Genomic DNA, 18,018 nt, shown 5'->3' on the forward strand with positions numbered 1-18,018 from the left:
TTCCGAATGTGTCGTTGTCCCGGTCGCTCCCGGGACGCGGCAGTTTCGCGCGATCAGCATGGCAATTCCCTGACCAACACCCATGCGCACGATCACAAATGCGCGATCTCGACAGGACGTAGCGCGGGGCGAGACAACGCAGAGCGGAACGAGGAAGGATCGTCCCCTCAGGCGACAATCAAAAAGTTCCCAGGGAATTTCGCCAAAGCAATCAAAAAAATGTTTCGGCGCGACGGCAAAACAATATGGTTTGATCTTGGTCGAAATTTTTGCATAATATTACCATGAGCGAATTAGAACGACCAGAATCAAACCTTATTGTTGATGTCGTGGCCGGAATATCAGCTGCCGGCGGCCTGTTGTTTGGATATGATACGGGAATTATTTCCGCCGCCCTGTTGCAGATTTCGCAGCAATTCCATCTGGGCACCGGTGGGCAGCAGATCGTGACCTCCGCGATCATCGCTGGCGCACTGCTGGGCTGCATGGGCGCCGCCCCCCTGTCGGACCGGGGCGGCCGGCGACGCACCGTCATGGTGGCCGCCGCGGTCTTCATCGTCGGCACGATCATGGCCTCCCTTGCCGACAGCGTCTGGCTGCTGACGCTCGCGCGGTTCGTGCTGGGGCTGGCCGTGGGCGCGGCCTCGCAGATCGTGCCGGTCTATATTTCGGAACTGGCCCCTGCCCGGCGGCGCGGACGGCTGGTCGGCATGTTCCAGCTGGCGGTGGTGACGGGGGTGCTGATCTCGTTCATCGCCGGCTATCTGCTGCGCCATGACAGCTGGCGGATCATGTTCGCCCTGGGCGCCGTGCCCGCCGTCGTGCTGCTGCTGGGCATGGCCTTCCTGCCCAACAGCCCGCGCTGGCTGGCGATGCGGGGCGATTTCGAGGGCGCGCGCGCCGTCCTGCGCCGGGTGCGCGGCAGCCACCGGCGGGCCGACCGCGAATTGCAGGAGATCATCGACGCGCATGACGCCCAGGCGCCGTGGTCCGAACTGGCCCAGCCCTGGGTCCGCCCCGCGCTGGTCGCGGCCGTGGGCATCGGCCTGCTGTGCCAGCTGAGCGGGATCAACGCCGTCCTGTATTATGCGCCCACCATCTTCTCGGGCGCCGGCTTCGGCGAAGGCTCGGCGCTGCTGACCTCGGTCGCGGTCGGGGTGGCCATGATCGTGGCGACCCTGTTCGGAAGCTGGGCGGTCGAGGCGATCGGGCGGCGCACGCTGATGCTGTGGCTGCTGCCGGGGGCCAGCCTGGCGCTGTTCGCGCTGTCCGCCCTGTTCCACATGGGCGCCACCAGCGGGCCGAATGCCTGGATGACGGTCGTCGCCCTGCTGGTCTATGCGATCCTGAATGTCGGCAGCCTGTCGGTCACGATCTGGATCGTCGGCGCCGAAGTCTTCCCCCTGTCCTGCCGCGGCAAGGGCATGAGCCTGGTGGCGGCATCCCACTGGGGGGCGGACCTGCTGATTTCACTTACGACCCTGTCGATGGTGCAGGCGTTCGGGGCCGGGGGCACCTTCCTGCTGTTCGCCTGCGTCAACGCCTTCGCCTTCTTCTTCGTGTTCCGGTACGTGCCGGAAACCCGCGGACGGTCGCTGGAGGAAATCGAGGATCGCCTGCGTCGCGGCGTGTTCGCCAGATAAGGGGCAGCCGGACATACTGTCCGCCGAATCCGGGGCCGTCTGCCGTTGCAGGCGGCCCCCGGCGCATCAGGATGCCGTCGCACCCCCGTGCGGATCGTCGATCCTGGGCCAGATCTCGCGCCGCAGGCGGGTGTAATTGGTCTGCAGCGGGTCGGACGGGTACTGCGTCCCGGCGTCGACATACAGGATCTCGGCCGCCTGGGGCCGGAACGCGGCGTAGAAATGGTTGGTCGATTTGACGATCACATAACGCTTCGCCGCCATGTCGACCCCCAGATTGGCAAAGATATCAGGATCGAAGGTCTGCGTCCTGTTGGTGTTCAGGATGACGTCGATCCGGCTGCCGCACAGGCGCACCACCGCCGTCGGCCCCAACGGTACGCGGCTGCTGCCGAAGCTCTGCCACGATTGCTCGACGGCGCGGATCACCTCGACCTCGGCGTCGATCGGCTCGCCGCCGTCGGGACCGGATTTGCCGCCGAAGCGCAAGCTGATCCGCGCGCCCTCGCCCGCCGCACGGCAGAACACCACAGCCATGGGGTCCCAGATCGTCGCCACCCCGATATCGTCCAGCCCGGCCGCCATCATCGCCCGAAGGATCAGCGTCCCGTCGCCCGCGACACCGCCGCCGGGATTGTCCCAGATATCCGCCAGCACCACCGGCCGGTCGGGATGACGGGCCGCGATCGCCCGTGCGTCGCGCAGGGCGGCGGGGATGTCATGCTGGCGCATGCGCGTGGTGCCGCGAAGCCCGAAGACCTCCAGCCCCAGGCGCCGTGCCAATGCAGATCCGGCCGCCGGATCGCCATCGGTCACGACGGCGACCTGCGTGCCCAGTTCCGGGACGTCGCCGGCCAGGAAGCCATGGATCAGCGACACCGACAGGATGCCATCCTGTCCCTCCTGGGCCTTCAGCCGATCGACAAAGCCGCGAATCGGTTCCTGGCTGGTCGGCAGGATGTCGATCATCCGGCAATCGAAGGTTGAAATGACCGGGCGGATTTCACCCCGGGCCGCGCGCACCACCAGATCGACAACCTGTTCGGCGCGTTCGACGAAATCGGTATGGGGAAATTCCAGGAAGGCGTTCAGCACGTCCAGGCTGCGCACGCGCAGCGCCGTCAGGTGGCTGTGCGGGTCGAAGGTGGCACCCACCACGACATCCGGCCCCACGATGGCGCGAACCCGCGCCAGCAGGTCGCCCTCGCAATCGTCATAGCCCTGCGCGACCATCGCGCCATGCAGGCCCATCACCACCGCATCGACCGGCAGCGCGACGCGCAGCTGGTCCAGAATCTCGTCGCGCAGGGCCTCGTACGTCTGGCGCTGCACCAGGCCGCCGGGCTCTGCCCAGGTGGCGGTGCCCTCGACAAGGGTGAAGCCTTCGGCCACCGCACGATCGCGCAGGACGACGAACGCGGCCGAGCACAGGGTGGGGGCCGGCGGATGCTGCCCCGGCGGCGCGTAGAAGGCGGAATCGAAACACGCCCGGTCGGTCGGCACCGGTGAGAACGTGTTGGTCTCGGTCGCCAGGGAGGCCACGAAAACCCTCATAACCGGTCCTCCTCAGGCGCCCGACGGCTTGTAGGCAACGGCCTCGATTTCCACCCTGATGTCGATCATCAGCCCGGCCTCGATGGTCGTGCGCGCCGGCGGCTCGATTGGGAAATACGCCGCATAGGCGGCATTGAACGCGGCGAAATCTCCGGCATCGGTCAGGATCGCGAAGGTCTTGACCACGTCGGACATCGCGCAACCCGCCAGCGCCAGCGCCGCCGCGACATTGTCCAGCACCACACGCGTCTGCTCCGCCACGTCGGCGCCGACGATCGCACCATCGCGGACCGGCACCTGGCCGGAGACGTAGACGAAATCGCCCGCCCGCACCGCAGGCGACAGCGGCACATGGGCCGCACCATAGGCTATCCTGCTCATGCCATCGAATCCTTCCTTTTCATGTCGTCGATCTTGGAAATCAGGTCCGTCAGGTCACGCAGCCGCGGGCGGCCACGGGAACGGCATCCAGCACTGTGTCCCCCGACACGAAATAGACGCGGTCGAACATGTTGCTGACGACGCAGGCGTGGTTGGGCACGATCCGGACACGCTCGCCCAGCGCCGGCAGAACCTCCGCGTCGGCCTGGATCACGCCGTGCTCCTCGCTCAACGCATCGACCCGCGCCGACGGGCACGACAGGACATGACCGAACCCGTCCAAGCCCAGAAGGTCGCTGGTCAGCGTCTTGGTGCCCGCGTCCAGCACCGCGCGCGTCTCGGACGGGCGGCTGACGACCGTGGCCTGCACCGTCAGCGCGCACTCGTCCAGCGTCGCCGCCCCGGCGGCAACCTGCGAGCGGTCCATATAGATGTAGGTCCCCGGCCGATATTCGGTCACGCCCGGCACCAGGTGGGCGCGCCACATGTCAGGCGTGCCGCCGCTGGACACCACCGGCACCGCCATCCCCGCCCGCGCGAACAGATCCAGCGCGCCCGCGATCCACGCCGCGGTCTGTTCGGTGCCGCCAGCCTTGGGATAGGTCATCAGGCCGCCGAACCGCGCATGCGACGCCCCCTCCAGCCGGCGCGCCAGGTCCAGTGCCGCATCGGCCGTGGCGACGCCGCAGCGTCCGGCCCCGGTGTCGCATTCGACCAGTACCGTCAGCGTCACGTCCGCCGCCCGCGCCGCGTCGATATAACCGCTGACGGTGTAGGCGCTGTCGGCCGCGACCGACAGGGTGATGCGCCGCGCCAGCGCGGTTAGGCGCGACAGCTTGTCGGCGCCGACAATATTGTAGCTGATGAAAATATCCGACAGGCCCGCGTCGGCCATCACCTCGGCCTCGCTCAGCTTCTGGCAGGTGATGCCGCAGGCGCCCAATTCCACCTGCAGGCGCGCCAGCGCCGGGACCTTGTGCGTCTTGATATGCGGACGCAGCCGCAGCCCATGCGTGTCGGCATAATCCTGCGCCCGCCGCAGGTTGGCGCGGACACGGTCGATATCGATCAGGACCGACGGTGTCGCGAGTTTGTCAATTGTCAGGGACATGAATGGTTTCTCCAGCCCCGGCCGTCACCCGGCCCGCCCGGGTGACGCCTCCCTGGGCGTCAGCAGTGCTCGCGTCAGAATCGACATCTCATGCGACAAGGGTTCCGTATCTACAGGTTCGGAAAGGCGATCATTCGCTGAATCGCCCCGAAATTCCGACCAGATTCGAAATAATCCTGTTAAAACATGGATAGAATGCAGACAGACCCCAGGACCATCAACGAGATGATGGTTTCGATCACCGACCATGTCAGCAGGGTCTGCGTCACCGACAGGCCAAGATATTCCTTGATCTGCCAGAATACCGGGTCGGTCACCGGTCCGAACGCGACCGATCCTGCCCCGGTGGCCAGCACCAGCAACGCCGGCTGCGTGCCGCCCACCTGCAGAAAGACGGGGGCGAGAATGTTCGCCGCCGTGCTCATCGCCACCGTGGCCGAGCCGGTGGCCAGGCGCACGATCGCCGCAAGGCCCCAGCCCATCAGCAGCATCGAGGCGTGCATCCTGACAGCAACGCCGGTCAGAACGGAGGAAATGCCCGTGTCGATCAGGGCGCGTCCGAAGCCACCGCCCGCCCCCACAAGCAGGACGACGAAGGCGATGGGCCCCAGGCTGCTGTGCAGATAGTACGCCAGGACCTTTCCCTTCATCCCCCGGGCAAGGCCCAGCACCACGCAGGCGAAGACCGTCGACAGCGCCAGCGCGATATCGGTATTGCCGACAACCTGCCCTACACGTGCGACCGGGCCGTCCGTCGAACCGACACGCTGCATCATCGCGCCGCCCAAGATCAGCAGGACCGGCATCAGCACCGACAGCAGGCTGACGGCGAACGAAGGCGGCGTCCCCGATGTATCGCGCTCCAGAAACTGATTTTCCAGGGACGATGTGCCCGTCATGCGCAAACGGGGCACGACGAGCCGGGCGAATAGCGGCCCTGCGACCACCGCCGTGGGGATCATGACCAGCAAGCCGGTCATGATGGTCCGGCCGATGTTCGCCTGATACGCCTGCACGGCAAGCATGATGGCCGGATGCGGCGGCATCAGCGCATGGGCGATCGACAGGCTGGACGCCAGAGGCAGCGCCGCCATCAGGATGGGCCGTCCCGCCCGCCGGGCGGCAACGAAGGCCAGCGGCGCCAGCAGCACGAAGCCCACGTCGAAGAAGACCGGCAGCCCCACCACTAGCCCGATGACGGTCATCGCCCAATGGATGTTCCGGGCCCCGAACAGGCGGATCAGCGTATCGGCGATTCGGTCCGCGGCGCCGGATTCCGCCACGATCCGGCCCATCATGGTGCCGAAGGCGATGATGAAGGCGATATGGCCCAGGGCATGGCCGGCTCCGGCCTCGAAGGAGGCGACGCCGGCCGCCGGCCCCTGGCCCGCCGCCAGCGCGACCGCGACGGACACCCCGAACAGGACCAGCAGCGGTTCGCAGCGGAATCGGGCAATCAGCACGATGATCGCCGCGATGGAGAAGACGCCCAGGAAGACGGCATAGCCGACAGTCATACACCGGTTAATCCATAATAATATAACAACGTCCGTTATTAGATATCATGGATCCATTTCACTTTCGTGCCAAGCCGAAAGGACCGATGCGACGGCAATCAGTCCGGCCAGCGCATCAACGCCGCGATGCGCCGGTCTGCCCGCGCGGCGAAGGGGGTGAAGATGCCGTGGGGATGGGCCGCCGCCCGCCGCAGTTCGTCGGCCAGCCGGCGGGCCACGATCGCCGCCTGTCCCGGATGCAGATTGCAGGGGTCGAGGTGAAAATGACCCAGTTCCAGTTCGTGGTCGCGCACCATCACCGCCGGGTCGCCCGCCGCCAGCGCGTCGGCCAGATCCCACGCGGTGATGCGGGCCTGAGCCGGCTGGACCGATATTTTCAACCGGTCGAGCGGATTGCCGGTCGGATCGGGCTCGCTACAGGTCTGCACGCCTGCGAACGGCGCCAGCGCCTGCTGCCAGGACGACAGGATGTCGGCCTCGCGCGCACGGATCGCGGCGTGGTCGCGCAAGCCCCATGCGCGCAGGGCGGCAATCAGCCCGGCAATGCCTTCCTTGCCCACCTTCATGCCCCGGCCGATTCCCAGATTTTGCAGGAAGAGGTCGCGGACCAGCCTCCGCCGCCCGGCGACGAGGCCCGAGGTCGGACCGCCGAGAAATTTATGGCCCGAATAGACGACCAGATCGGCGCCCGCCGCGACGAAGCGCCGCAGGTCATATTCCGACGCCGCATCGACGATGACGGGCACGCCGCATGCATGCGCGACATCCAGCACCGTCTCCAGCGCCGGCAGCCCGTACTGCACCGTGTGATGGGATACGACGAACAGCAGGGCGGCCGTTCGTTCGGTGATCGCGCCATCCAGGTGATAACGCTGCGCCGACGTCACCTGGCCGGCCAGGACGACCCGCGCGCCGGACAGGCGCACGGTCTGTTCGACCGGCGCGCCGAAATTGACCGCGTGCCCCGCCAGCAATACGACCTCATCGCGCAATCCGGTCGTCACGGGCAGGCGCTCGATGGCCGCAAGGTCCCCACCGGTCATGCAGGCCGCGACGGCCAGCGTGATCCCGGCGGCGCAGGACGCGGTGACGCACCCGGCCTCGGCCCCCGTCGCGTCGGCGATGGCGGCGCTCGCCTTGCGTTGCAGGTCGTTGATATCGACGAAACATGGCAGGATCGCCTCCGCGGCGCGGACTACCTCCGGAACCGCGATCGAGGCGCCGAGCCCTGTCATGGTGCCCGAGACGTTGACAAGCGGGCGAAGCCCGAAATCCTCAAGCCTATCGTCCATGATCGTTCCCAATGGGCCCGTGCGCAAAATCCCGCCGGCTCCGGTCCGGGGGTTCTTGGGTCCAGAGCTCCTCAATTCTGGTATCTATGGTATTATAATGTGATAGCCTTGCACAGGCGGAAACACCTGCGACGAGGGAGTGTATTTTGGCCCCGAAACTATCATCGTCCCGGGCGAAGGACGGGACGACGACGGATGGCCGGCGCTCTCGCGTCAGCGGCATCGATCGCGCCCTGCAGATCCTGGATCACCTGCACGGCCGGGGCGAAGCCGACGGTGCCTACAGCATCGCGAAGGCCATCGGCGCGCCGCTGTCCACCGTCTACGTCATCGTCGACGATCTGCTGGAGAAGAATCTGCTGGCCCGCACGCCGGACGGGTCGGTCTGGCTGGGTGAACGCCTGTATCATTACGGCCTGGCTTACGCCCGGTCGCTGGACCTGATGAAGGTCGCGCGGGACGAGATGCACGTCCTGCGCACCGAGGCCGGCGAGACGGTGCAGATCTGCGGCCGGGACGGCGATTTCATGGTGGTGCTGGACATGGCCGACGGGCCTGACCATTTCCAGGTCGCCTCGCGCATCGGTACGCGCGTGCCCCTCAACTGGACCGCGTCGGGCCGACTGCTGGTCGCCCACCTGCCGGAGCAGGAGCGACTGGACCTGTTCCGCCGCTGCACGACGGCATCGCCGACCGGCAAGGCCGAAACCGATCCCGAAGCGCTGTCGCGGGCCTCGGTCCGGGCCTTTGGGTCGCGGATCAGCATCCAGGCCGGGGAATCCGACTTCGCGGTGGCGTGCATCGCGTCGCCGATCTGCGACGCGCGGGGCGATTGCCGGGCGACGATTTCCATCGTGCTGCCGGCCACCAAGGCGCAACGCGACAGCGAACGGTACGGTGCCCTCGTCCGCCATGCCGCACAGCGGATCGAGGAACGGATGGGGTGGCGCCCCCTGCACGCCGTCCTGGAAAACGATCCCATGCCCGTGACGGATGACCCGTGACGGAGGAAACGGAGGAATAGATATCGCATCGTCATGGAATGGCGCGGCCATGACCCCGGGAAGTGCGGAGGACCCGCCGGGGCGGCGCCTTGCCAGCGGCCGACCGACCGACTATGCCGCCCGCTGGCGTCCCCTTACGGATCCACTGCCCATGACCGTCCCCCGGATCGATCCCTTCCACGCCATCGGCATCAGCACCATCGCCCATCGCATGGCCGCCGAGGGACATGACATCATCCATATGGAATTCGGCCAGCCCTCGACCGGCGCGCCGCGCGCGGCGATCGCGACGGCGCACCGGGTGCTGGACAGCGACGCCATGGGATATTGGGAGAGCATGCCGCTGAAGACGCGGATCGCCCGTCATTACCACGACAGCTACGGCGTGACGATCCAGCCCGACCAGGTGATCCTGACCTGCGGGGCGTCGCCCGCCCTGGTCCTGGCGCTCGGCTCCTGTTTCGCGCCGGGCGCGCGGGTCGCGCTGGCACGCCCGGGTTATGTCGCCTATCGCAACGCGCTGCGTGCGCTGCATCTGGAACCGGTGGAAATCGCCTGCGGCCCCGCCGAACGGTACCAGTTGACCTCCGCCGCCGTCGCGGCCCTGGATCCGGCGCCCGACGGGCTGATCGTTGCCAGCCCCGCCAACCCGACCGGCACGATCCTGCCGGCCGAGGAGATGCAGGCCATCGTGCAGGTCTGCCGCGCGCGCGGCATCCGCATCATCTCGGACGAGATCTATCACGGGCTGAGTTATATCGCGCCGGCACGTTCCATCCTGCAGGACGACCCCGACGCGCTGGTGGTCAACAGCTTCTCGAAATATTTCAGCATGGCGGGCTGGCGGCTGGGCTGGCTGGTGGTGCCCCCGTCGCTGATCGAGGCCGCGCGGGCGCGCGTGGGCAATCTGTTCCTGACACCGCCGTCGCTCAGCCAGCATGCGGGCCTGGTCGCCTTCGACTGTCGCGACGAGCTGGAAGGACATGTGCGGACCTACCGGCACAATCGCGACCTGATGCTGGACCGCCTGCCCGCGATGGGGCTGGACCGGATCGCGCCCCCGGACGGGGCCTTCTATATCTACGCCGATATCGGCCACCTGACGGACGACAGCCTGGCATTCTGCACCCAACTGCTGGCAGACACCGGCATCGCCACCGCGCCGGGCCTGGATTTCGACCCCGTCGACGGCCATCGCTTCATGCGCTTCAGCTTCGCGGTTTCGACCGACCGCGTGGAAGACGCGCTGGCCCGCATGGCCCCCTGGTTCGACGCCGCCCACGCCCGGCGGTCCTGACGTGGCATCAAAGGCCGTCTGAACCGTTTTTTTGCCAAGCAAGAGTTCCGCGCAACGGCACGCCCGGTGTGTGCTTCCGAGCATCGAGCGGAACGGCCTTCATGGCCGCGCGCGCCGGATCGCCGGCAGAAAACGTTTTAAGATGGAATCACGACATCGGTTCGGGGGTGGGGCGTGGGGCCTCCGGCAAGGGGATGAATTCGTCCCGGTCATGCACCGGCAGGATCATGCGTCCGGCCTGCCAGTCGGCTTTCGCCTGTTCCAGCCGATCCTGGGACGACGAGACGAAATTCCAGAACAGGAACCGCTCGCCCAGCGGCTCCCCGCCCAACGCCATCGCGGTCGTGGGCTCCAGCGCCGTCAGTTCTGCCGGGGCGCCGGAGGAAAACAGGATCATCTCCCCGGCGCCGAAGCGCTGTCCCTCGATTTCGACCTGGCCCTGGGCGACATGCACCGCACGGTCGGTGTGGCCCTCCGGCAGCGCCACCTTGGCGCCGGCCTCCAGTTGCCAATGCAGGTAGAACAGCGGCGACAGGGTTGGCACCGCCGCGCGCAGGCCGAACGCCGTCCCGGCAAGCAGGCGGGTCGTGGCCTTGCCCTCCTGCCAGGCCGGCAGATCGTCCAGGCCCTGGTGGTGATGGAAGGATGGGGCGATCTCCTCCTGCCCGTCAGGCAGGGCGACCCAGGCCTGGATGCCATGCAGATGGTCGCCGGCGATCCGCGCGTGCTCGAACCGTTCGCTGTGGGTGATGCCGCGCCCCGCCGTCATCCAGTTGATCTCGGCCGGGCGGATCGGCTGTTCCGATCCCACGCTGTCGCGATGCATGATCTCGCCCGCGAACAGGTAGGTCACGGTCGACAGCCCGATATGCGGATGCGGCCGCACGTCGGCGTGGCGGGCGTCGGCAGCGGCCAGGTCCAGCGGTCCCATATGGTCGAAGAACACGAAGGGCCCGACCATCCGGCGCCGGGCAAAGGGCAGCACGCGTCCGACCTCGAATCCGCCGAGGCTGCGGCGGCGCTGAGGAATTACCATTTCGATCATCAGACGTTCTCCTCGGATCCCGGATTTTTACCCGACGTCCCGCGCCGTCATTCGTTCCCCCGGGCCCCCTCCGCCGCCAGCTGCTGGAGATCGAGCTCGTTCTCCAGCCGGCGGAGGACATGATCGTGGATCATGCCGCCCCGGTGCAGGCGCAGCAATTCCGCGCGCCCGGCCTCGATCGTCTCCAGCAGGACGGCGAAATGCGCGTCGCGATCCTTGCGAAGCGTCTCGGCCTCGTTGCTGAAGCGTGCCGCCACCCGGGCGCGATAGCGATATTGTTCCAGCAGACGGGGATGCAGGATGGTGCCGTCCGGCGCGTGCGCCAGTCGCTCCACCGTCTGCCGCTGCGCGTACGCCAGGCGCGCCCGCGCCTGCGGCTCCGTCAGATGATCCGCCTGCGGTATGGCCTGCCCGGCGACACCGGTCCAGCGGATGACCATGCCGATGGTGGCCCCCTGCCCCAGGACCGTCACCAGGATGACGGCGAACGTCGCGAGCAGGATGAAATCGCGGCCGGGCATGGCCGCGGGCAGCGAAAGCGCCACCGCCAGGCTGACCACGCCGCGCATCCCCGCCCAGCCCAGGACGGTCGCGCGGCCCATCGCATCGGTGGGTGTGGGACGGGTCTCGGCGGGGGCCAGCATCCATTCCAGGAGGGCGGCGCCGTACATCCATGCGAACCGGGCCGCGATCGTCGCCACCACCACGCCCGCGACCGGGCCGGCCAGATGCCATAGCGACCCGGCGGCGCCCTGGTGGGGGTGCAGCGCGCCGCGCAGCGACAGGCCGATCAGGATGAAGATCAGCGATTCCAGGATGAAGGTCAGCACGGACCACACGGCGGTGGCGCGCAGCCTGACATCGGCGCCGAAGATCTCATGCTGGTGCCAGCCGATCAGCAGTCCGGCGGTCACGGTGGCCATGACGCCCGACACGCCGACCCGTTCGCCCATGATATAGACGATCCACGGCGTCAGCAGGGTCAGGCTGATGACCAGCATCGAGTCATGGATCCGGCGCAGGATCTGCAGGACGATCCAGCCGGACGCGCCCCCCAGGACCACGCCCCCCACCGCCAGGACGCCGAAGGAGACCGTCGCGTGCAGCAGGTTGAAGCTGCCGGTCAGCACCGCCGCCACGGCGAAGCGGTACACCACCAGGCTGGTCGCATCGTTCAGCAGGCTTTCGCCTTCCAGCATGACCGCGAGTTTTTCCGGAAGATGCACCCGCTCCAGCACGCTCTTGGCCGCCACCGCGTCGGGCGGTGCGACGATCGCCCCCAGGGCGAAGCAGGCAGCCCAGGGCAGCGACGGCACCAGCCAGTGTGCCGCCGCCCCCACCGCCAGGGTCGTGAACAGCACCGTCCCGACCGCAAGCTGGAGGATGGGCCCGAGATTGAGGCGAAAGGCCGGCCAGACGGTGAAATAGGCCCCCGACAGCAGCAGCGGCGGCAGGAACGCGACCAGCACCAGTTCGGGATCGAGGTCGACCTCCGGCATGCCTGGGATCAGGGCCAGCGCGATGCCGCCGACGATCAGTGCCGCCGAAGTCGGAAGCCGCAGCAGTTGGGCCGCCAACGCCAAGGCGACGATGGCCACGACCAGCACCAGGATGAATTCAAAACGACCGACGTCCGACACATGAGCCTCCCTGCCTCGCCGGCCACGACGCCGTCGCCGCGTTCCGCCCTTATACCGGCGGAGCCAGACGGGTGGCGAGAGCGACCAGACGGGCCAGCCGGTCGCGCAGCACGTTTCGCGTCGCCTCGTCGGTCAGGACCCCGTTCGCGTCGAATTTGGCGCCGGCGCCCCCGACCAGGATTTCCGCCCCCGGCAGCACCAGCACGCCGACGATCGAGAGGACCTGCCGCAAATGATAATTAGCCAGGCCGGTACCCAGCGCGCCCGGACTGGCGCCCATGATCGCCGCCACCTTGCCGTCGAAGGGCTGAAGCGGCGGGCGCGAAACCCAGTCGATCGCGTTCTTCAGCACCCCCGAAAACGAGCGGTTATATTCCGGGGTCGCGAACAGCAGCGCATCGGCCTCATGCACCCGGCGGCGCAAATCTTCCACGGCAGGCGGATAGCCCCGCCACGCGCACGTCGTCGTCATAGGGCGGGATATCGCGCAGCCCTTCATAGATCTCCACCTGGACGCCGTCGGGCGCCAGGGCGCGGGCGGCCAGCAGCAGGCCGGTATTGAACGAGGCCCGTCGCAGGCTGCCGGAAAGGCCGAGGATCCTGATCATGCGCCTGCCTTCCCGCTGATTATCTGGTCGGTATATCTGGTCGACGGATGGGGGCCGGGACCGGGAACCGGGTGAAGGGCATCGGATGGAACCGATGCCCTTCACCCCCGAAACGCGTCCGTCAGGCCGGGATCATCTGGCCGAAGCGACCGTCCTGGAAATCGGCGATGGCCTGCCGGATTTCGGCCTCGCTGTTCATCACGAACGGACCGCGCCCGACGATCGGCTCGTCGATCGGCTCCCCCGTCAGGACCAGTACCGTCGCGTCGCCATCGGCATGGACCGCCACGCCGGCGCCCTTCCGGTCCAGCAGCACCATCTCGGCCTCGCCCGCCGCCTGCGTGCCGTTGACCGTGACATGACCACCCAGGACCACCAGCATGCTGGTGTGTCCTTCCGGCAGGTCCAGCGTGACGTCCGCATCACGGGTCAACCGCATGTCCCAGACATTGACCGGCGTGAAACTGTGCGCCGGTCCGGCATGGCCGCCGAACGCCCCCGCGATGACACGGACCCGGCCGGCACCGGCCGGCAGGTCGACCACCGGGATATCGGCATCCAGGATCGACTGGTATCCCGGGGCCGTCATCTTGTCCCGGGCCGGCAGGTTGACCCACAATTGCACCATGCGGAACGGGCCACCGGTACGGGTGAAGCCCCTGGAATGATATTCCTGGTGCAGGATGCCGCCGCCGGCCGTCATCCACTGCACGTCGCCCGGCCCGATCACACCGCCCTGACCGGTGGAATCGCGATGTTCGACCTCGCCGTCATAGACGATCGTCACCGTCTCGAACCCGCGATGCGGATGGATGCCCACGCCGCGCGGCCGGTCGGCCGGATTGAACCGGTAGGGGCCGGCATAATCCAGCAGCAGGAACGGACTGGCATGCTGCCCCAGCGTGTCATAGGAAAACAGCGAGCGAACCGGGAATCCGTCGCCCACCCAGTGGCCGTCAGTGTTGCCGTAAACGCCAAGGATCTTCTTCATGATAACACTCCCGCGCCGAGGGGCGCCTGTTCGGACGGGCGTCGTTCGCCGTCAGGGGAAAAGGTAATCCGGGAACGATCGATCCGGCAGATTGTAAAATAGCACGGAGCGTCCTACTGACAGGACGATGCAGGATCTCAACGACCTCTATTATTTCGTGCAGATCGTCGACCATGGGGGCTTCGCGCCGGCCGCACGGGCGCTCGGCGTGCAGAAATCGAGGTTGAGCCGCCGGATCGCCCTGCTGGAAGACCGGTTGGGCGTGCGGCTGATCCACCGGTCGACACGGCGCTTTTCGGTCACCGAGATCGGCCAGGATTATTACCGCCGCTGCGTCGCCATGCTGGTCGAAGCCGACGCGGCGCAACAGGTGATCGACCAGATCCGCGCCGGGCCGCAGGGCGTGATCCGCATGGCCTGCCCGACAACCCTGGTGAACTTCCAGTTCGGCGCCCTGATCGCCCGCTTCATGGCCGAAAACCCGCGTGTCGACATCCATCTGGACAGCACCAACCGCCGGGTCGACGTCATCGGCGAAGGGTTCGACCTGGCCATCCGCGTCCGCTTCCCGCCGATCGAGCCCACCGACCTCGTCATGAAGAAGCTGGACGACAGCACGCAGAGCCTCGTCGCCTGCCCCGCCCTGCTGGAAGGTCGCGCAGCGCCCGCCGTGCCGGCCGACCTGGGGGGATGGCCCAGCCTCGATATGGGGCCATCGCACCGCGACCATGCCTGGCAGCTGGAACACCGCGACGGCCAGACCGCACGGGTACCGCACACGCCGCGCCTGGTCACCGACGACATGAGCGCCCTGCGCGAGGCCGCGCTGGCCGGCATCGGCATCGTCCAGTTGCCGACCCTGATGGCATGGACGGATATCCGGGACGGACGCCTGGTCCCCCTGCTGCCCGACTGGACGCCGCCCAGCGGGATCGTGCACGCCGTCTTCCCGACCCGGCGCGGGCTGCTGCCCTCCGTCCGCGCGCTGGTCGATTTCCTGGCCGATCACTGCGCCAACCAGCGCGCCCTGATCGGATCCCGGCCCGGCAGCGCCGCAGCTTCAACGGACCGGCCTGGCGCATAATCCGATCCGATACCGGAGGGAGCCGCCTGGAATTTCCACCTCGACCGAAATCTGCGCCATTCTGACCATCACCATGAAGGCCGACAGTCATGAGCCCTATCGTCCGATTCCGACGCCAAGCCATTGCGGCGAGCGCGTTGGCATGGGCCGCCGGACGACGACCGAACGGAAGGGTCTTAGCCCACCCCGTCCAATGGACTGCCGATCGCCCGCACCAGGCTCTGCAGGCCTTCGAGCAACCGGGCATGACGCTGCTGGTCGAACGTGACCTTCACCGAACTGACGGACACGCCCATTTTGGGGCCATTGACGCCGCGCGTGGGTACCGCGATCCCCAGGCACATCACGCCAGGCGTAGCTTCCTCGTCTTCGATCGCATAGCCGCGCAGACGCGTTTCCTTCAACTCCTTGCGAAGCTGCGTAACGGTCCGGATCGAATGCTCCGTCATGACCGGAAGAATCTTGACCCCGGTGAACATCTTCTGCACGTCCTCATCGTCCAGGCGCGAGACGATCGCCTTGCCGACCGCGCATAGGGACACCGGCATATGGTCCCCGATATTCGACGTGAGATGAATGGCGGGATGCCCTTCGTAGCGGGCGATATAGATGATTTCATTCCGGTCCAGGATGGCGATCCGGACGGTTTCGTCCTTCAGGATATCCGAATTGGAGCAGAACCGGTAAAATTCCTGGACCGGATCGAATTTCCGCAGATAGGCGCTGGCCAGCGTGACGATCTTGCGGCCCAGCGAATAATCGTTCCCCATCCGCTCGACCAGGCCGCATTCCTCCAATGCGCTGAGAAGGTTCGCGGTCGAGGAGCGCGGCAGGCCCATCTGCTGCGTGATATCCGCCCGCGACAGCACCGGTGAGCGTGCATTGGCCAGCAGGTCGAGGATGTCGTAGGAGCGGTTGATGGCAGGCGACTTGGATTTCGAGCCCGAGGCGGTTTCGTCCGCCTTGTGGATAAGCGGCTCCGCAAGCGGCTTTTCCGCAGAAAATCTGGTCGATCTCTGACCTGGTGGCGCCATGACGGTCCTGTCGCTCCGTGTTGCCGGTCGATTGATATCTGTATCATACAGAATATAGACAACCGTACCAAACACGATAGCGGAGTTCCAACCGCGAGGAAACCTGACCCGGTCAGTCGGGCACGCCCGATGCAACCGCCAGCCCGCCGCCATCGTCGCGCGCCGATACACCGCCCGCGCGTCCCCTCGGCCGAAGGCACATCGAAAACAGGATATATAGCGCCATACATGTCAGGAAATACCCGTACAGCGCGCCGTAGCCCCAATTTTTCACGATCCACCCGGACACGATGCCGACCGCGATCCCCCCGAACGTCCCGGAAAAATTCAGGATGCCTCCGACCAGTCCCATACGGCCTTCCGGCGCGATCGCGGCCGGAATAACCCAATAGATCCCCCCGAACATATAGAAGAACAGGCCCACTACTAGCGTCGCCGCGCAGGCCGCAAGGTTACCGATGGCATTCGCGGCCACCAGCGCCGCCAAGCCGACCGAACCCGACAGGCCGATCGTCATCCGAAGGGCGGAATCGAACCCCCTGCGACGCCGCAGGCGGCCGAAGACGGCCCCGCCGACGATCTCGCCGGCGCCGGCGGCGACGAACATCAGGGCCGTGATGATCCCGGCGGTTTCGAGGCTGATATGGCGGCGTGCGATCAGCAGCGACGGTGCCCAGGAGGCAAAGCCGAAGAACACATTGGCAAAGGCGATCCGGCCCAGGCACATATAGAGGACGTCCCGCGTCAGCACGCCGCGAAACCCGGCAGGGGCGCCCCGTCCGCCTGACGGGAGGGCAAGAGGCCGGCCGGCCGTTCCGTTCCCGACCAGCCGCCGCCACGCCAGGGGCGCCAGACAGACCGCCGCACCGCCGGTGAGCAGGAAGGCAAGTCGCCAGGATCCCGTAGCGGCGACGACCGCCGATGCCACATATGAACCGACGGCGGCGCCGAACGCGGCCCCGCTGTCGATGATCGTGATTCGACCCTGGCGGGCCGAGCCACCCGCCGTCCGCTCGACGATGAGATTGGCGGCGGGCATGAATGGCGCCTCGAACAAACCCAGCATCAGGCGCGAAGCCAGCAGCGTTCCGAACCCCACCGCCGCGCCAGAGAGCGCGGCCGCGATTCCCCAGCATGCCACGGCCGCCACGATCACCACCGACGGCACCACCATGTCCAGCATCAGGCCGGACGGCACCTGGAACAGGCAATAAGTCCAGAAGAAACTGCTGAACAGAACGCCCTCCTGCATCGGCGAAAAATGGTAGTGGTCGGCAAGGAGCGGCATGGCGATCGACAGGCAGACCCGATCGATCCCATTGACCGTGTACAGGACGAACAGCAGGCTGACGGTGGCGGTCTCTTTGGCGATACGCGGCATGTCGCTCCCCTTCCGGAATGAATTACAGTACCACGAACGCTTCCGCCTCGAAGAGAAAGTCCGGACTGGCCAGGGCCCTCACCTCGACGAATGTGTTGGCCGGCGGCTTGTCCATCCCGATATAGGTCGGCCGGATCCGGCGCATCAGCGGCAACGCCGCTTTTATATCGGTTGCGTAATATGTCAATTTGACGACATGCTCGAACCCGGCATTGATCGCCTCCAGGCATGCGGCTAGATTCCGGTAAACCTGGTGGATCTGCGCCTCGATGTCGTCCTTTCCCACCAGGCGACCTTCGGCATCTACCGAGACCTGACCCGAAATGGCGACGAAGGTCCCCGACGCCACCACCACGTGGCTCCAGCCACTTCCGGGGGGAACGTTCGGGGGAGCGATGATATGTGTCGTGCTGTCCATGACAATGCCTTTCTTGTT

17 protein-coding genes are annotated in these 18,018 nt (G+C 66.7%); 4 read left to right on the forward strand and 13 right to left on the reverse strand.

Annotated elements, in window-relative coordinates; all coding sequences use genetic code 11:
• Positions 1–284 precede the first annotated feature (284 nt).
• On the forward strand, positions 285–1,643 hold the full coding sequence (locus tag HLH28_RS07965; RefSeq protein WP_182957203.1) for a sugar porter family MFS transporter: 1,359 nt from the start codon (positions 285–287) through the stop codon (positions 1,641–1,643).
• 66 nt (positions 1,644–1,709) lie between these two features.
• Here HLH28_RS07965 and HLH28_RS07970 read toward each other — a convergent pair whose 3' ends face one another.
• The 5 genes from HLH28_RS07970 to HLH28_RS07990 form a co-directional block, all read right to left on the reverse strand.
• Entirely contained in the window at positions 1,710–3,197 is a 1,488-nt protein-coding gene (locus HLH28_RS07970; RefSeq protein ID WP_182957205.1) for a M81 family metallopeptidase, read from the reverse strand.
• Positions 3,198–3,209: 12 nt separating this feature from the next.
• Complete coding sequence (locus tag HLH28_RS07975; RefSeq protein ID WP_182957208.1) at positions 3,210–3,578, reverse strand: RidA family protein; 369 nt, start codon at positions 3,576–3,578, stop codon at positions 3,210–3,212.
• A gap of 49 nt (positions 3,579–3,627) precedes the next feature.
• Positions 3,628–4,689, reverse strand: a complete 1,062-nt coding sequence (locus HLH28_RS07980) for a D-TA family PLP-dependent enzyme (RefSeq protein WP_182957210.1) — start codon at positions 4,687–4,689, stop codon at positions 3,628–3,630.
• Positions 4,690–4,868: 179 nt separating this feature from the next.
• Positions 4,869–6,206: a GntT/GntP/DsdX family permease gene (locus HLH28_RS07985; RefSeq protein WP_182957213.1), complete on the reverse strand. Its 1,338-nt coding sequence runs from the start codon at positions 6,204–6,206 to the stop codon at positions 4,869–4,871.
• A gap of 98 nt (positions 6,207–6,304) precedes the next feature.
• Positions 6,305–7,498 (reverse strand): aminotransferase class V-fold PLP-dependent enzyme, encoded by a 1,194-nt coding sequence (locus HLH28_RS07990; protein ID WP_182957216.1) that lies wholly within the window; start codon positions 7,496–7,498, stop codon positions 6,305–6,307.
• Between the two features lie 146 nt (positions 7,499–7,644).
• On the opposite strand from HLH28_RS07990, the gene HLH28_RS07995 reads away from it, so the two are divergent.
• Entirely contained in the window at positions 7,645–8,502 is an 858-nt protein-coding gene (locus HLH28_RS07995) for an IclR family transcriptional regulator (RefSeq protein ID WP_220789991.1), read from the forward strand.
• A gap of 151 nt (positions 8,503–8,653) precedes the next feature.
• Positions 8,654–9,799 (forward strand): pyridoxal phosphate-dependent aminotransferase, encoded by a 1,146-nt coding sequence (locus tag HLH28_RS08000; protein ID WP_182957219.1) that lies wholly within the window; start codon positions 8,654–8,656, stop codon positions 9,797–9,799.
• A 148-nt stretch (positions 9,800–9,947) separates the two neighbouring features.
• Here HLH28_RS08000 and HLH28_RS08005 read toward each other — a convergent pair whose 3' ends face one another.
• From HLH28_RS08005 to HLH28_RS08020, 5 genes are all read right to left on the reverse strand, one after another.
• A complete protein-coding gene (locus HLH28_RS08005; RefSeq protein ID WP_182957221.1) occupies positions 9,948–10,844 on the reverse strand; it encodes a pirin family protein in 897 nt (298 codons plus the stop codon).
• Between the two features lie 47 nt (positions 10,845–10,891).
• A complete protein-coding gene (locus HLH28_RS08010; protein WP_182957224.1) occupies positions 10,892–12,484 on the reverse strand; it encodes a Na+/H+ antiporter in 1,593 nt (530 codons plus the stop codon).
• A gap of 49 nt (positions 12,485–12,533) precedes the next feature.
• Positions 12,534–12,917, reverse strand: a complete 384-nt coding sequence (locus HLH28_RS08015) for an NADPH-dependent FMN reductase (RefSeq protein ID WP_338029690.1) — start codon at positions 12,915–12,917, stop codon at positions 12,534–12,536.
• Positions 12,889–13,092, reverse strand: a complete 204-nt coding sequence (locus HLH28_RS18035; RefSeq protein ID WP_246395806.1) for an NAD(P)H-dependent oxidoreductase — start codon at positions 13,090–13,092, stop codon at positions 12,889–12,891. Before HLH28_RS18035 ends, HLH28_RS08015 begins: the two co-directional genes overlap by 29 nt.
• Positions 13,093–13,213: 121 nt before the next feature.
• Positions 13,214–14,086 carry a pirin family protein gene (locus tag HLH28_RS08020; protein ID WP_338029691.1) on the reverse strand — a complete coding sequence of 291 codons (873 nt, stop codon included), beginning with the start codon at positions 14,084–14,086 and terminating at the stop codon, positions 13,214–13,216.
• A 124-nt stretch (positions 14,087–14,210) separates the two neighbouring features.
• On the opposite strand from HLH28_RS08020, the gene HLH28_RS08025 reads away from it, so the two are divergent.
• Positions 14,211–15,167: a LysR substrate-binding domain-containing protein gene (locus HLH28_RS08025; protein ID WP_182957230.1), complete on the forward strand. Its 957-nt coding sequence runs from the start codon at positions 14,211–14,213 to the stop codon at positions 15,165–15,167.
• 176 nt (positions 15,168–15,343) lie between these two features.
• On the opposite strand, the gene HLH28_RS08030 is transcribed toward HLH28_RS08025, so the two are convergent.
• The 3 genes from HLH28_RS08030 to HLH28_RS08040 all read right to left on the reverse strand — a co-directional run bounded on the left by HLH28_RS08030 (position 15,344) and on the right by HLH28_RS08040 (position 18,000).
• Positions 15,344–16,201, reverse strand: coding sequence for an IclR family transcriptional regulator (locus HLH28_RS08030; protein WP_182957233.1), 858 nt, complete (start codon positions 16,199–16,201; stop codon positions 15,344–15,346).
• A 112-nt stretch (positions 16,202–16,313) separates the two neighbouring features.
• A complete protein-coding gene (locus HLH28_RS08035; protein WP_182957237.1) occupies positions 16,314–17,582 on the reverse strand; it encodes an MFS transporter in 1,269 nt (422 codons plus the stop codon).
• A gap of 22 nt (positions 17,583–17,604) precedes the next feature.
• Positions 17,605–18,000, reverse strand: coding sequence for a RidA family protein (locus HLH28_RS08040; RefSeq protein WP_182957240.1), 396 nt, complete (start codon positions 17,998–18,000; stop codon positions 17,605–17,607).
• Positions 18,001–18,018 lie beyond the last annotated feature (18 nt).

Source organism: Gluconacetobacter tumulisoli, from assembly GCF_014174155.1.
In the GTDB taxonomy this organism is placed as follows: Bacteria; Pseudomonadota; Alphaproteobacteria; order Acetobacterales; family Acetobacteraceae; genus Gluconacetobacter; species Gluconacetobacter tumulisoli.

Coding starts and splice junctions, on each gene's coding strand:
- HLH28_RS07965 (WP_182957203.1), top strand. CDS start 285: ATGAGCGAATTAGAACGACCAGAATCAAACCTTATTGTTGATGTCGTG.
- HLH28_RS07970 (WP_182957205.1), bottom strand. CDS start 3,197: ATGAGGGTTTTCGTGGCCTCCCTGGCGACCGAGACCAACACGTTCTCA.
- HLH28_RS07975 (WP_182957208.1), bottom strand. CDS start 3,578: ATGAGCAGGATAGCCTATGGTGCGGCCCATGTGCCGCTGTCGCCTGCG.
- HLH28_RS07980 (WP_182957210.1), bottom strand. CDS start 4,689: ATGTCCCTGACAATTGACAAACTCGCGACACCGTCGGTCCTGATCGAT.
- HLH28_RS07985 (WP_182957213.1), bottom strand. CDS start 6,206: ATGACTGTCGGCTATGCCGTCTTCCTGGGCGTCTTCTCCATCGCGGCG.
- HLH28_RS07990 (WP_182957216.1), bottom strand. CDS start 7,498: ATGGACGATAGGCTTGAGGATTTCGGGCTTCGCCCGCTTGTCAACGTC.
- HLH28_RS08000 (WP_182957219.1), top strand. CDS start 8,654: ATGACCGTCCCCCGGATCGATCCCTTCCACGCCATCGGCATCAGCACC.
- HLH28_RS08005 (WP_182957221.1), bottom strand. CDS start 10,844: ATGATCGAAATGGTAATTCCTCAGCGCCGCCGCAGCCTCGGCGGATTC.
- HLH28_RS18035 (WP_246395806.1), bottom strand. CDS start 13,092: ATGATCAGGATCCTCGGCCTTTCCGGCAGCCTGCGACGGGCCTCGTTC.
- HLH28_RS08025 (WP_182957230.1), top strand. CDS start 14,211: ATGCAGGATCTCAACGACCTCTATTATTTCGTGCAGATCGTCGACCAT.
- HLH28_RS08030 (WP_182957233.1), bottom strand. CDS start 16,201: ATGGCGCCACCAGGTCAGAGATCGACCAGATTTTCTGCGGAAAAGCCG.
- HLH28_RS08035 (WP_182957237.1), bottom strand. CDS start 17,582: ATGCCGCGTATCGCCAAAGAGACCGCCACCGTCAGCCTGCTGTTCGTC.
- HLH28_RS08040 (WP_182957240.1), bottom strand. CDS start 18,000: ATGGACAGCACGACACATATCATCGCTCCCCCGAACGTTCCCCCCGGA.